Annotated in this window: 11 protein-coding genes; 9 read left to right on the forward strand and 2 right to left on the reverse strand. The window is 42.0% G+C overall.

The annotated features are described in order from the left end of the window. Positions 1-286 precede the first annotated feature (286 nt). Positions 287-1,267, reverse strand: coding sequence for a hypothetical protein (locus IPM47_09330; protein ID QQS31094.1), 981 nt, complete (start codon positions 1,265-1,267; stop codon positions 287-289). Positions 1,268-2,179: 912 nt separating this feature from the next. On the opposite strand from IPM47_09330, the gene IPM47_09335 reads away from it, so the two are divergent. Together IPM47_09335 and IPM47_09340 are read left to right on the forward strand one after the other, a co-directional pair. Beyond that, the gene (locus IPM47_09335; protein ID QQS31095.1) at positions 2,180-4,231 is read left to right on the forward strand and encodes a T9SS type A sorting domain-containing protein; all 2,052 of its coding nucleotides are present in this window, start codon (positions 2,180-2,182) and stop codon (positions 4,229-4,231) included. A gap of 485 nt (positions 4,232-4,716) precedes the next feature. Next, complete coding sequence (locus tag IPM47_09340) at positions 4,717-5,127, forward strand: hypothetical protein (protein ID QQS31096.1); 411 nt, start codon at positions 4,717-4,719, stop codon at positions 5,125-5,127. Positions 5,128-5,163: 36 nt separating this feature from the next. Here IPM47_09340 and IPM47_09345 read toward each other — a convergent pair whose 3' ends face one another. Then, positions 5,164-5,340 (reverse strand): hypothetical protein, encoded by a 177-nt coding sequence (locus IPM47_09345; protein QQS31097.1) that lies wholly within the window; start codon positions 5,338-5,340, stop codon positions 5,164-5,166. Here IPM47_09345 and IPM47_09350 point away from each other — a divergent pair. The 7 genes from IPM47_09350 (at position 5,332) to IPM47_09380 (ending at position 13,282) form a co-directional block, all read left to right on the forward strand. Further along, entirely contained in the window at positions 5,332-6,528 is a 1,197-nt protein-coding gene (locus IPM47_09350) for a TolC family protein (protein QQS31098.1), read from the forward strand. The two genes, IPM47_09345 and IPM47_09350, sit on opposite strands and share 9 nt — an antisense overlap. Next, on the forward strand, positions 6,528-8,219 hold the full coding sequence (locus IPM47_09355) for an efflux RND transporter periplasmic adaptor subunit (protein ID QQS31099.1): 1,692 nt from the start codon (positions 6,528-6,530) through the stop codon (positions 8,217-8,219). Before IPM47_09350 ends, IPM47_09355 begins: the two co-directional genes overlap by 1 nt. 33 nt (positions 8,220-8,252) lie before the next feature. Next, positions 8,253-8,549 carry a hypothetical protein gene (locus tag IPM47_09360; protein QQS31100.1) on the forward strand — a complete coding sequence of 99 codons (297 nt, stop codon included), beginning with the start codon at positions 8,253-8,255 and terminating at the stop codon, positions 8,547-8,549. 10 nt (positions 8,550-8,559) lie between these two features. Continuing rightward, positions 8,560-8,925, forward strand: a complete 366-nt coding sequence (locus IPM47_09365; GenBank protein ID QQS31101.1) for a four helix bundle protein — start codon at positions 8,560-8,562, stop codon at positions 8,923-8,925. A gap of 392 nt (positions 8,926-9,317) precedes the next feature. Next, the gene (locus tag IPM47_09370) at positions 9,318-12,434 is read left to right on the forward strand and encodes an efflux RND transporter permease subunit (GenBank protein ID QQS31102.1); all 3,117 of its coding nucleotides are present in this window, start codon (positions 9,318-9,320) and stop codon (positions 12,432-12,434) included. Between the two features lie 107 nt (positions 12,435-12,541). Continuing rightward, positions 12,542-12,919 carry a hypothetical protein gene (locus tag IPM47_09375; GenBank protein QQS31103.1) on the forward strand — a complete coding sequence of 126 codons (378 nt, stop codon included), beginning with the start codon at positions 12,542-12,544 and terminating at the stop codon, positions 12,917-12,919. 6 nt (positions 12,920-12,925) lie between these two features. Then, a complete protein-coding gene (locus IPM47_09380) occupies positions 12,926-13,282 on the forward strand; it encodes a TfoX/Sxy family protein (protein ID QQS31104.1) in 357 nt (118 codons plus the stop codon). The last annotated feature ends 118 nt before the right edge of the window (positions 13,283-13,400 follow it).

The following is a 13,400-nucleotide window of genomic DNA, read 5'->3' on the forward strand; positions in this document are numbered from 1 at the left end:
GTCTTTAATTTGGCCTTGACGGGCTTAAAGAGGCTTTGGTGTTGATGGTAACTTGTCGAATTTTTAAGGTGGAATTGTATGATAAGATTAAACCCAATGCCATAGGGATACCTATCTATCCCAAACCTTTGTCGGTTGAAATGAAAATAGGGCAATGAGATATTTGAGTTTACTTGATGCTTTTTTTACTAAGATAATAAGGATTTTCCCTCTCGTGCTGCAAGTTTCATACTCCCGTATCTAACTGCCTAAAGGGAGAAAATTTAAAATCGCAAATCAAAAAAAGCTACTCTTCTTGCACCAGCCTTGCTTTAAATTTCCCTGCTGTACTGTTTAAATTAACGACAAGCAATTTGCGAGGAGTGGTAGTATCACTAAGTTCGGCGGTGGAATAGACTTGTTTCGCATCGGGTTGCATCACCATCAAGTTGTCGGGCGTGGGGTTCAGTTCGTCTTCGGTGAGGAAAAATCCTAAAGGATTATCGCCTGTATTTTCCAATTCAAAATTGTCGGTACTAACAAATAGCCCTTCCATAGCCTGTTGACGGCTATTGGCATTGATATTTATTGACGGGTTTGGATTTGGTTTTGGCACGGGGGCTTTGAGGTACTGAAGTTCGTAGTAAGATTCGATAATGCCGGGCTGATCGGCAAATAAAAAGATGAGCTGACCAAAAATGCGGTGCATCACCAATGCAAGGTCTTCGCGGGCTTGCTCTAATTCGACGCGCAAACTCGAGTCGGCACCTTCCAATGCTTGTTGGTTGAGGCGTGCCGTTTTAAATGCTGTTGCAAAAGCCTGAACCGAGGTTAAAACGGTGGAAAGCAAAGGATAAGATGCTAAAGATTCTGCCAGGGATTCTACTGCCAAAAGGCGTTGTTCGTAAGTGCCCGACTGAAAAGGAGCGCGCCCGTTGTGCATGATTAATTCGTATTCGGCAGTGTGATCTTCATAAACGTTTTGAATTTTAATATCCCACGATTTAATATGCTTACTACTCAATTCGGCGGCAAGCGTTTCTACGGTTTTTGTTGCGCTTTTATATGCGCCAAAATTTGTGGTAACGGCAGTATATTTATTGGTAAATGCCGTATGTATCGGCTCAAATAGCAGATACAAAGTATTGATGTCGGGGTTTGTTAGGCTGTTGTGTAACAGTTTTGCTTTGTGGTCGGCCGAAAGCGATAACATGCGTTTGAAATTACTGCTTGTCACATTGTTGAACACATTGCGCAAATAACTCCAATCTGGAAGGGGTGTTGGCATGGCAAATTAGTTTATCGGTAAGAAATTTGTTGCTATCTGCCATTAAAACGCAAACCAAATCCAAAAAGTTTGCGCTACCCAACTTTTTTTTCACTTTTTTTTTACTCCCAGAGCTATCTGTTTATTTTAATTGACTTTTGTTGATGATACAGAGCAATTATTTTGTCTTAACTACTATCTATTTTTGTTACAGCGACATTTTTTTGTTTTAACTGACCTCAATTCTGATTACAGAGTAATTATTTTGTTTTAACTGCTATCAAAGTAAGTTACAGAAACATCTCTTTGTCTAAGTTTTTCTCTGTAACTTAAATAGACCTCTCTATTTGTCTTAACTGATAGCTGTAAGTGCTTAAAATTTATATTTTTGTCTTTACTGACCTCTGTGGGTTTAATCTTGCAGGGGTTTGGTTGGTGTTCCGACTTTTGCCGGAATTGAGGGTATTACGGAGTACCGGTGCTTTATTGCTTTATTCCCGGCTATTATTTATCACAGAGGTTCGCGGAGGCAGCACAGAGAACCACAGAGTATATTATTTTTCTCTGTGCAAAAATCTTCGGGAGAAAAACCTCTGCAAGATTAGCTGTGGTGGGGGGTGGGGGGATAAGTTATTCTCTTTCGGTTGTTAGCATGTGTCATGCCGATGGTTTTATAGGTTTCAAGATTATGTATCGCAACCTTAGTAACAGGGTAAAATCTTATCATCGCAACCTGATTACCTTTGCCCACTATAATCGTTTTGAAAGCGAATGTTAAAGCTGTCTTCCGTCTAAAATTGTAAATCCTGATTGAATTTGTATCTTTGTTGAAACATTGGCTGCAAAGGGATGCCGGCGGCACATCGAACAATAAAATTGAACTTCAACCAAGGACGGTTACCCCTTTTGTAACCAACAAAACACACACACGCAATGAAAAAAGTTATTTACGCGATGCTTTTGTTTTTTGGTATGTCCACACAAGTTTGGGCACAATGCAACACCGGTGAAGTGGAAGTATATATACAGCTTCAAACCGATAATTACGGATATGAAATTTACTGGCAACTACTGCCCGAAACCAACGACTGTGGTGATGGAACCATAGCAAGCGGCGGAAACACAGCAGTGGGCTGCGATGGTGCAGGCAATCAGGATCAGGAACCCGGTGGGTATGGGAATAACCAAACCTATACATCCGGCCCTTTCTGCCTGACAGAAGGAGCAGACTATCATATTTTTTATGCCGATGATTGGGGCGATTATGGTGCTAAATTTACCATTCTAATCAATGGGTTTCCGGTTTACAGCGAACTTACAGGCTCCGGAGATGACCCGGGTACAAGCCTTCCGTTTACTGCCGATGAGCCGCTTGCCTACAACATGGGCGCACAAAAAATAAATCTGAACAGTTATATTAATCCGGGGATTACAGTCATAGAAGCTATTTTGTATAATTACAGTTCCAACACCATTACCTCTTTGGATTTGAATTATCAGATAGAGGGGAGTGTGCCGGTTACTGAAACCATTTCCGGTTTGAATATCAGCCCATTCACCAAATACCAAGCTATTACAAGTTTACCCTGGATTGCCACATTAGGAACTTTTAACGTATCCTTTTGGGCAAGCAATCTCAACGGTAATCCGGACATGGATCCGAGCAATGATATCATTACAAAGTCGGTAATAGTAGGCCCGCCAACTCCAAATTATCTCGACCAGTTCATCGGGCAAACTCCGGTAGCAACAATTGTCGCCTCCTCTGCTAATGAACTGGAAACCCCCCGCGATTTGGATTTTCATCCCATCCTTACCCGTTATGAACTTTGGGCAATCAATAAAGGTACTGAAAATAGCGGAGGAAGTACAGTTACCATTCAAAATGCCGGATTTTTGAACCAGACTTCGGAATGGAAACAAGATGGAAACGCATGGCATTTTATGAGTTTGCCTACCGGTATTGAATTTAGCGAAAATGAAAATTTTGCTACTTCCACCGGCGTTTTTGATGCCAATCACGATGGTGGTGAACCTTTTACCGGCCCCACCCTTTGGAGCAGCGACCCCCTCATTTATGCCCAACCTTCGGGCTTTAACGGAAGCCATTTGGATATGGTACACGAAAGCCCGCATTGCATGGGAATTGCTGCCGAAAAAGAAAATGTATTTTGGGTAACCGATGGGTATTCGGGCGATATCGTGCGCTATGATTTTGCAGGCGATCATGGCCCCGGACACTCCGACCATTCCGATGCAATCGTTCGCCGATTTCCACAGGCAACTTTAGAAGCCGACCCCACCCATCATGTCATCAGCGATATTGTTTACGATAAAAACACCGACATGGTGTATTACTGCGATTTCGGCGGTCAGCGAATTGTCAGATTGGATGCCACTTCGGGGACATTTTTAACCAACCTCGAACCACACGAACCAATTGTCGAATACTCTTCTTATACCAATGCTATCTTTGATATTTATGTAGATATGGGTTTGTCAGAGCCATCAGGAATTGATATAGTGGGCGATAGAATGGTTGTGAGCGATCATGCCAATGGCGACATCATTATTTACGACATCACCGGAAGCGCCGGAGTTGAGTTGGGAAGAATACCCACCGGAACTCCCGGAGTGATGGGTGTAAAAATAGGTCCTGATGGTATGATTTGGTATGTCAATGCCAACACCAATGAAATCGTCCGCCTGTCGTTTGATTTGAATACCGGTTTGGATGCTCACGAAGAAATGGCAACCTACATTTTCCCCAATCCGAGTCAGGGAAACTTCACTGTTCAGTTTCCCAAAGCCATCCCTTATGTAGAAGTTAAAATTGTAAATCTATTGGGTGAAACTGTTTTTAGTCAAAAAGAAGTCGCCAACGCCTCCAATATTGATTTGACAAATCTTCCATCGGGGATATACATTTTGCAGGCTTCCAACGGCAATCATAGCAGCCAAAGCAAAATCACCATTCAGCGATAGTATTTTCTATAGTTTGTTTGGAATGCGGTTGCCTCTCATTCTATTCTTCGTTTGGAATGTGGAAGAATAACTGCATCTATATCCCGTAGGGATTCAACAGAGAGATGACGATGGTGCCAATGTGTTCTGCCTAAAGGTTATGGAACAAGTTTTTCCCTTTGGGTTGTAAGATACGGTAGTTTAAAATTTGCATCCCGAGAGGGGAAAACCTTATTACCTTAGTAAAAAAGCATCAAGTAAACTCTTTAACCTTATTACCTTATTAATAAGATAATAAGGTTGAGATGATAAGATATTACTCTGTTACTAAGGTTGCGATACAAAATCTTGAAACCTATAAACTCATCGGCATTACACACTCTAACAGACTAAAGGGAATAAACACCTTCGATATTTGGCTTATTCTAATCAATCCCAAAGTCGAAAACAGTAAAAGCAGGAACAAAAACAACTTTTAAGTAGAATATTATGCTAACTTTGCGACAATGCGTAAAAATCAATTCATATTTGCCGGTATATTTTCAGCATATTTGATGATGCTTGTGCATTTGTTTGTCCCTCACCACCACCACGAAACCAAAGAGGAAGCCGACAGACACCACCAATCAGAGCATACCTCCCACATTCATCATAGCCAAGAAAACGAAGGACACGATCATTCCACTCATTTCGTCCACCCTTCTCATTATGAAGATTACGTTGTATCTCCCTCCTTCAAATTTAACGACATTTCCCGCTATTACTTCAATCTTTTATTGATTGAAGCAATAACAGTTCAATCATCTCTTACACCATTCTTTGACGAGGTGCGATTTTTCCCCGACCTCCCCCCTCCCAATCTAACTTACTTGCCGTTACCCAACGGGCTTAGAGGATCGCCGGTTTTCATTTCTTAAGCTGCTCTGTACAAGAGTTTCGATTTGCAGGGCATTCTATTGCTTTTTGACAAATTCCCATGTCTGTTGCAAAATGAAATGAAATGATGCACCCAAAAACACATTTCTGCTTCCCAATTCCATTGTTACACTTAACTTTTTAAGTGGAGGATAAGGAATTCGCCCTGCAATCAGGCGAAAAATCAATGGTAAATAACTCAACAAATGAAACATATTACCTCCATTTTATTGGCTTTTTTTAGCATAATTTATACATCGGCTGCAACTGCTCAAACCCTTTTATCCGAGCAGGAAGCCGTTGATCTTGCTTTAAAAAACAACCCATTTCTCCAAGCTGCCGACTTGCAAGTGAAACAGCACAGGCAATTGGAGGGAAAAAGTTTTAATCTTACCAACCCCGATATCGTCATGGAAAGCCCGACAGGAGAGTTTATGACAATTGGCGTGTTGCAGTCTTTCGAGTTCCCATCAGTATATATAAAACAAGGAGAACTTGCGAAACAGCAAACCCTGTTGGCAGAAAAAGGAAAGAAAATCACCGAAGCAGACATCAGGCAACGGGTGAAGACCGCCTACCTGCACCTGCAATTTGCCAATCAAATCTTGCAACAATTGAAAAAACAGGACAGCATCTTTTTCAACATTTCCGATGCTGCCAACCGTCAGTTTACAGCCGGGCAGATAGATTTTGTTGCCAAAACATATTCCGCCGCACAATATAGCGAGGTGCATAACCGCTACCTCCAAGCCCAAACCGATGCCCTGATTGCCTTACAACAACTGCAATTATACACAGGTATTGACGACAGTATTTCCACTACGCCTTTTGCCAAAGGGAACACTGCGCTTTTACTGTCCGACCTTGTTTCCGACAGTTCATCAACCGTCAACACTCCCTTTGCTCAATACCAAATTCAGGCGCAATCTGTGGCTGTAAAATCTTTGGAGTTAGAAAAAACCAAAGCATTACCCGGCTTTACCCTTGGCTATATGAACCAAGGACTAAGGAACACGATCATACCCTTGAGGTTTAGCGTGGGACTAAATGTGCCGATTTGGTTTTGGCAATACAAAGCCACAATCAAAGCCGCACAAACCAACGTGGAAATCACCGGGCAAAATATTTTGGGGCAAAGCCAAAACCTCGCTGCAAGTTTGAATCAGGTAAAAGGCGATGTCTTAAAATTCCAAACTTCGATAGATTTTTACGAAAAGGTAGCCCTAAAACAAGCCGATGATTTAATATCCTCCTCGTCAAGAATGTTTTCGGCAGGTCAAACCGACTACATCACTTACTTAAGAACGCTGTCGGATGCCTTTGATATTCAGGTAAAATATCTGGAAACAATTCGTTCCCTTAATCAATCAGTGATTAGCCTAAACTTTTTAACAGGAAAGTAATGAAAACAAGCCAATCTTTTAAAACATTATCGCTGCTGATATTCCTTATTGCCAATTGCCAATTGCTAATTGCCGGAGGCGGAGATGATCATACGCACGGTGATGAAACACCAACTCCAACTGCTCAAGAGCAGAAGTATTCAACTTCAGAAGCGGTCTCCGATAAATACGAGTTGCTTATCCGTTACGAACATATTCATATAGGTGAACCCACGCACCTTACTTTGTTTGTAAGCGAATATGCAACCAACAAACCTGTTGATAAAGCCGACATAAAAATTGCTGCACAAGAAGACAGTCAACTTGTTTTTACTGTCGAACAAAGCGGGGAAGGGACTTACACCGTTGAAACCACTTTTCCCGAAAAGAAAAAGTATTCATTGGCGGTTAACATAAACAGTGCATTAGGGGCTGACCTCATTCTATTGTCCAATATTGATGCAGGAATGGAAATACCACACGAAGAAGAGGAAGCGCACAAACACTTTAGTTTGGGTGATTGGCAGATATGGTTAGCCATTCTTGCTGCACTCGTAGTGGGATTGGGCATTGGACTATTGTTGCAAAAACGAAACACCAAAGCCGGAAAGCAATTCATATCCTGTCTGCTTTTGTTTACCTATTGGCTGATACCTGTTCAAAACAATATAGCCCACGGAGACGATGATCACGGGGCTGCAAAAACCGGAAACAATTTTTCAAACAGTTTTCATGTTCCGAAAGAAACCCAATTCCTGTTCGATGTTTTTACCGAGAAAATCTCCGTTGGTTCTTTTACCGGCAGCACCAAATTGTTCGGAACAATCATCCCCAGCAGCAACGGTCAGGCAATAGTCAGCACGCCTCAAAACGGGAAAATTATTTCCCTCAATGTTCGTGTAGGGGGGCAGGTTAAGGCAGGACAACAATTGGCCGTTATCGAACAAAACATAGATGCGGAAACTCAGGTTAGCTTTATGGCCGAAAAAAACACCCTTGCTGCCGAATATGATGCCGCCAAAAAAGAGTTCGACCGGTTAAATTCGATTAAAGACATAGCCGCCAAAAAAGATGTGGACGAAGCCACCGCACGTTTGCAAAAAGCCGAAACCAATCTCCGGTTGTTTAAGGGTAATTTAGGGAAAACCATATCGCTTACCGCCCCAATCAGCGGAGTTGTTGCCAACTTCAATTTGTCTATCGGTTCAACGGTTAGTGCAGGACAAACTCTGTTCACCATCACCAACCTGAAACAAATTTATGCCGAAGCGCAGGTGTTTGATAAAGACGCTCACAAAGTGCAGGAAGGTGCAAAGTTTACCATCGAATGTGTCAACAACGACAGCCACAAAACGAGCGATGTCAAACTGCTCTCCTTGGCACAGGAAATCAACGCCACCAATCAATCTCAACGAGTATTGTTTGAATTGAAAAACCCCGATGGCGATTTTAAAATCGGTGAGTTTGTCAATATCCGTGTCTTCGCCTCAGAAAGTTCCCATTTAATTGCTTTACCTAATTCGGCAATTACGGAGATTAACGGCAAACCTGTCGTATTCATCAAAGACGCAGCAGAAACATACACTGTCAGATACGTGCAACTTGGTGAGAATAACGGCACTCATACCGGCATCCTCAAAGGCATCGAAGAGGGTGAAAGAGTGGTTAACAATTCGGGCTATCAACTCAAGATGATTTATTTGAATCAATAGGCAAATGGGCAATGGGCAATAGGCAATAGGCAATTGGCAAATGGGCAATGGGCAAATGGGCAATGGGCAATGGGCAAATGGGCAATGGGCAATGGGCAATGGGCAATGGGCAATGGGCAATGGGCAAATGGGCAATGGGCAATGGGCAATGGGCAATGGGCAATTGGCAATGGGCAAATGGGCAATTGGCAAATAGGCAAATGGGCAATTGGCAATAGGCAAATGGGCAATGGGCAATGGGCAATGGGCAATAGGCAAATGGGCAAATATGCAATAGGCAATGGGCAATGGGCAATGGGCAATTTACTATTAACAAATGGTTATTTTTAAAACTAAAGTTATGGCAGTTAAAAGAGTTCAGGATACAAAGGCGTATAAGTTAGCTTTTCGGCTGGCAATGGAAATCTTTGAAGAAAGTAAAAGGTTTCCGTCAGAAGAAAAGTATTCTTTAACCGATCAGATAAGACGCAGCAGTAGGAGTGTTTGTGCTAATCTTTCAGAGAGTTACAGAAAACGACAATACCCCGCCCACTTCGTTTCAAAAGTAAGTGATGCGGATATGGAAAATACAGAAACTCAGACATGGTTAGAATTTTCATTTGCCTGTAAATACATGACCGAAATTCAGTTTAAAGACCTCTTCTCCAAATCTGAAGAGGTTGGAAAACTTTTAAATCACATGATACAAAACCCTGAAAAGTATTGATATTTAAATGGGCAAATGGGCAATGGGCAATAGGCAATGGGCAATGGGCAATAGGCAATGGGCAAATTGGCAATGGGCAATGGGCAATAGGCAAATGGGCAATAGGCAAATAGGCAAATGGGCAATAGGCAAATAGGCAAATGGGCAAATGGGCAAATGGGCAATAGGCAAATAGGCAAATGGGCAATAGGCAAATAGGCAAATGGGCAATAGGCAATGGGCAATGGGCAATAGGCAATGGGCAATAGGCAAATAGGCAAATGGGCAATAGGCAAATAGGCAAATGGGCAATAGGCAATAGGCAATAGGCAATAGGCAATGGGCAATGGGCAAATTGCCAATTGGAAAACTTGCCAATTGAAAAACTTGCCAATTGAAAATTAAAAAACATCATGCTAAATAAACTTATAAAATTCTCTCTCGAAAATCGTCTTTTTGTACTTGCTTTTACAGCAATGCTTGTGGTATATGGCGTTTTCACCATCATCAATTTGCCGGTAGATGTGTTGCCCGATCTTAACCGTCCTCGGGTAACAATTTTCTTGGAGGCCAACGGTATGGCTCCCGAAGAAATCGAAACTCAGGTAGTGTTGCCTGTTGAAACAGCCTTGAATGGCGCTCCAAATGTGGAGGATGTTCGAAGCAGTTCGGCAATTGGTATCGGGATGGTTTTTGTTGAGTTTGATTGGAACACCGATATTTACAGAGCAAGGCAATTGGTTGCCGAAAAACTGCAGACGGTTCAGTTACCCAACGGCATTACCCCCATAATGGGACCCATTAGTTCCGTAATGGGGCAAATAATGATGGTGGGAATTTCGGCCGACAGCACTTCTCCGTCCGAATTGCGCACCTTGGCTGACTTTACCATTCGCAGACGATTGATGAGCATCAAAGGTATTTCGCAGGTAATTGCTATCGGCGGCGAGCGTTTGCAATATCAGGTATTGATTTCGTCGGCAAAACTGAAACAGTTTAACCTCTCTATTGACGATATTGACAAAGCTTTAACGCTCACCAACCAAAACAGCACCGGAGGGTTTTTTAATCAATACGGCTCGGAGGTCATTATCAGAAATGTAGGCAGGGCTTATTCGTTACAAGATTTACAAAGCACGGTCGTAGCCAACCGCGATGCCCTTCCTGTTTTACTTTCGCAAGTGGCAGAGGTGAAATTTGGCGGGGCACAAAAAAGAGGGGATGCCGGAATTAACGGTAAACCTGCTGTCATTCTTACCATCGAAAAACAGCCTGCTTTTAGTACAGTTTCCCTTACCAACGAAGTAGAGAAAGCATTGGACGAACTGCAAAAGTCTTTACCCAAAGACATCCAACTCAATTCTAAAATTTTTCAGCAGAAGAATTTTATCAATGCCGCCTTGTCGAATGTAGAAGCTGCTTTGCGCGATGGATTTATTTTAGTGGTCATCATTTTGTTTTTATTCCTGCTCAATATCCGTACAACGCTGATTACCCTCACCGCTATTCCGCTTTCGTTGGTCATTACTGCCATCATTTTCCAATTCTTTGGGTTTAGCATCAACACCCTTACGCTTGGGGGATTGGCTATTGCCATCGGTGAATTGGTGGATGATGCTATTGTGGATGTCGAAAATGTGTTCAGGCGAATTCGCGAAAACAATCTTTCACAAACTCCCATACCGCTGTTACAAGTGGTGTATGAAGCAAGTAGGGAAGTGCGAAATTCTATTGTTTATGCAACAATAATTGTGGTATTGGTTTTCCTTCCGTTGTTTTGGATGCAGGGCATCGAAGGGCGGATTTTTGCACCGTTAGGCATTGCTTATATTACCTCTATCATCGCCTCGCTCCTTGTTTCGCTTACGGTAACTCCTGTGTTGTGTTCCTGTTTGCTTGGAAGTAAAAAAATACAGAGCGAAAAAGAAAGCGGATTGGTGCGCTTCCTCAAAAAACACGACACCAAACTGCTTCATTGGGGTTTGGAACGACCCAAAACAATAATCAGCGGGGCGGTTCTTTTAATTATCACATCCATCAGCATCGTTCCCTTTTTCGGAACCGAGTTTTTACCTCCTTTCAACGAAGGTTCTTTTACCATCAACCTTTCTACCCCTGCGGGAACTTCTTTGGAAGAAAGCAACAAAATAGGCACAATGGCTGAAGAACTGATGTTACAGGTTCCCGAAGTGGAATTTGTCAGTCGCAGAACCGGACGTGCTGAATTGGACGAACATGTAGAACCCGTTTCCAATTCTGAAATAGATGTGCAACTAAAAGCGGATATTAGCAGAAACCGAGATGAGATTATTGCCGATATCCGCAAAAAATTAGACATCCTTAAAGGAGTAAGCATCAACGTAGGGCAACCCATTTCGCATCGTTTAGACCATCTTCTTTCAGGTGTTCGTGCCCAAGTAGCCATCAAACTATTTGGCAGTGATCTAACCGACTTGCGCACCAATGCCAATCAAATTTCAGAAACCATTAAAACCATTCCCGGTGTGGTGGATGTGCAAATCGAAAAACAAGTTATGGTTCCGCAATTGCTCATCAAAGTAAACCGCGATGCCCTGCAACGCTACGGATTACAGTCAGGTAAAGTAGCACAAGACCTGGAGATTTTTCACAACGGCAAAATTGTCGGACAAATTTTGGATGGAAACAAGACTTTTGATATCCTGCTCCGCACCACCGGAGAAGAGCGCACCAACATAGAATCTATTCGTAACACCTTGATTGATGCCCCCGATGGAACGCTAATTCCATTACAACAAATTGCCGACATCGAAAACACAACGAGCATCAACAGTATCATGCACGAAAACACACAGCGCAAAATCACCATCAGTTGTAACGTTCAAGGAAGAGATTTAGGCACAACCGTTCAGGAGATCCAAAACAATATTGCCGAAAAGGTAAAACTGCCGCAAGGGTATTTCGTACAATATGGCGGTCAGTTTGAAAGCCAAAAATCTGCTTCGCGCTTCATCCTGTTTCTCAGCATTTTCTCTATTATCGGCATTTTCCTTGTCCTTTATTCGCACTTCAAATCCGTGCAAATCTCCTTGCAAATTATGCTCAATATTCCATTGGCATTAATAGGAAGTGTTGCGGCTGTCTTGATTACCGGGGGCACTTTTTCTGTTGCAACGATGGTGGGATTCATTACGCTGACAGGGATTGCATCGAGAAACGGGATTATGATGATTTCACACTACATTCACCTCATGGAGCACGAAGGCGAATCCTTTAACCGTCAAATGATTGTTCGCGGTTCGCTCGAAAGATTGGTGCCGGTTCTGATGACTGCGCTTGTTGCCGCACTTGCTTTGATACCCCTGACTTTAGATCCTCAGGCATCGGGCAAAGAAATACTATACCCCGTTGCTACCGTTATTTTGGGAGGGTTAATCAGCAGCACTTTGCTGGATATGATTGTTACCCCCGTGGTTTTTTATACATTTGGAGAAAAAGCGGTAAAAGCTTATTTCGACAACAAAAACAAAGCGAAAGAGACGTTTAGCTAATCATCCTCGTTTATTAGAATAAAATGTGAAATTTATCGGAATAAAAATTTCGTTCTGTTCAAAATATGGCTTTTTATTTTTTCCCCTTTCAGAAAACATACTATGAAATGAACAATCAGAATCCCATTCAAATAAATAAGATAACCTTGGCTTCTACGGATATTGAAAGCATGGTGCTGTTTTACAGCCAAGTTTTTTCATGTAAATTTGTGCCAAAACAGGCTTATGGCACTACTTTATATGCCGGCAAAATACTCGGACTGAACCTGCTTCTTTGTCCCAATGAGATAGCCGGTGTTAAAGCAGAACAAAGCAGACATCAGTTTGAATTTAAGGTGCCAGACCTTGAAGAAACGATAGAATTATGTATTTCAAATTGTGGAAGGCTTTTGGGAGAAGTTTTTGTCAAAGAACAACAGAAAACTGCAACTATAACAGACCCGGATGGAAATACGCTCGTGTTTATTCAAAACCTCCAAAATTAGTTAACCATGGCTTACGATGAAACTTTAGCTTTGAGAATCAGGCAAATTTTAGCCGACAAAGGCGTTGATTTTACCGAAAAAAAAATGTTTAGCGGAATTTGTTTTATGGTAGATGACAAAATGTGTTGCGGAACACATATTGACAAAAAAACCAACGAAAATTATGTGCTTTGCCGGATTGGAGAAGAGGCATACCCTACTGCTATAGAGCGAAACGATTGTATTCCGATGGATTTTTCCGGAAAACCCATGAAAGGATATGTCTTTGTAACAGAATCGGGCATTAAAACTAAAGGAGATTTATCCGGTTGGATTCAGCTTTGTCTTGATTTTAACCCTAAAGCCAAAAAAAGTAAAAAATAACTGTAAAGTCATTCTTTACCCTTAATTCCCGTTATTTCATGCGAAAACTTAATAGGACCTTGATTTTTTTGTTTTTTACCACACTTTTATCTTTATTTTCTGCTTGTATGCACACAAC

It is taken from the genome of Sphingobacteriales bacterium (assembly GCA_016700115.1).
GTDB lineage: Bacteria > Bacteroidota > Bacteroidia > Chitinophagales > UBA2359 > UBA2359.

Coding starts and splice junctions, on each gene's coding strand:
- IPM47_09365 (QQS31101.1), top strand. CDS start 8,560: ATGGCAGTTAAAAGAGTTCAGGATACAAAGGCGTATAAGTTAGCTTTT.
- IPM47_09380 (QQS31104.1), top strand. CDS start 12,926: ATGGCTTACGATGAAACTTTAGCTTTGAGAATCAGGCAAATTTTAGCC.
- IPM47_09330 (QQS31094.1), bottom strand. CDS start 1,267: ATGCCAACACCCCTTCCAGATTGGAGTTATTTGCGCAATGTGTTCAAC.
- IPM47_09375 (QQS31103.1), top strand. CDS start 12,542: ATGAACAATCAGAATCCCATTCAAATAAATAAGATAACCTTGGCTTCT.
- IPM47_09335 (QQS31095.1), top strand. CDS start 2,180: ATGAAAAAAGTTATTTACGCGATGCTTTTGTTTTTTGGTATGTCCACA.
- IPM47_09355 (QQS31099.1), top strand. CDS start 6,528: ATGAAAACAAGCCAATCTTTTAAAACATTATCGCTGCTGATATTCCTT.
- IPM47_09345 (QQS31097.1), bottom strand. CDS start 5,340: ATGTTTCATTTGTTGAGTTATTTACCATTGATTTTTCGCCTGATTGCA.
- IPM47_09340 (QQS31096.1), top strand. CDS start 4,717: ATGCGTAAAAATCAATTCATATTTGCCGGTATATTTTCAGCATATTTG.
- IPM47_09370 (QQS31102.1), top strand. CDS start 9,318: ATGCTAAATAAACTTATAAAATTCTCTCTCGAAAATCGTCTTTTTGTA.
- IPM47_09350 (QQS31098.1), top strand. CDS start 5,332: ATGAAACATATTACCTCCATTTTATTGGCTTTTTTTAGCATAATTTAT.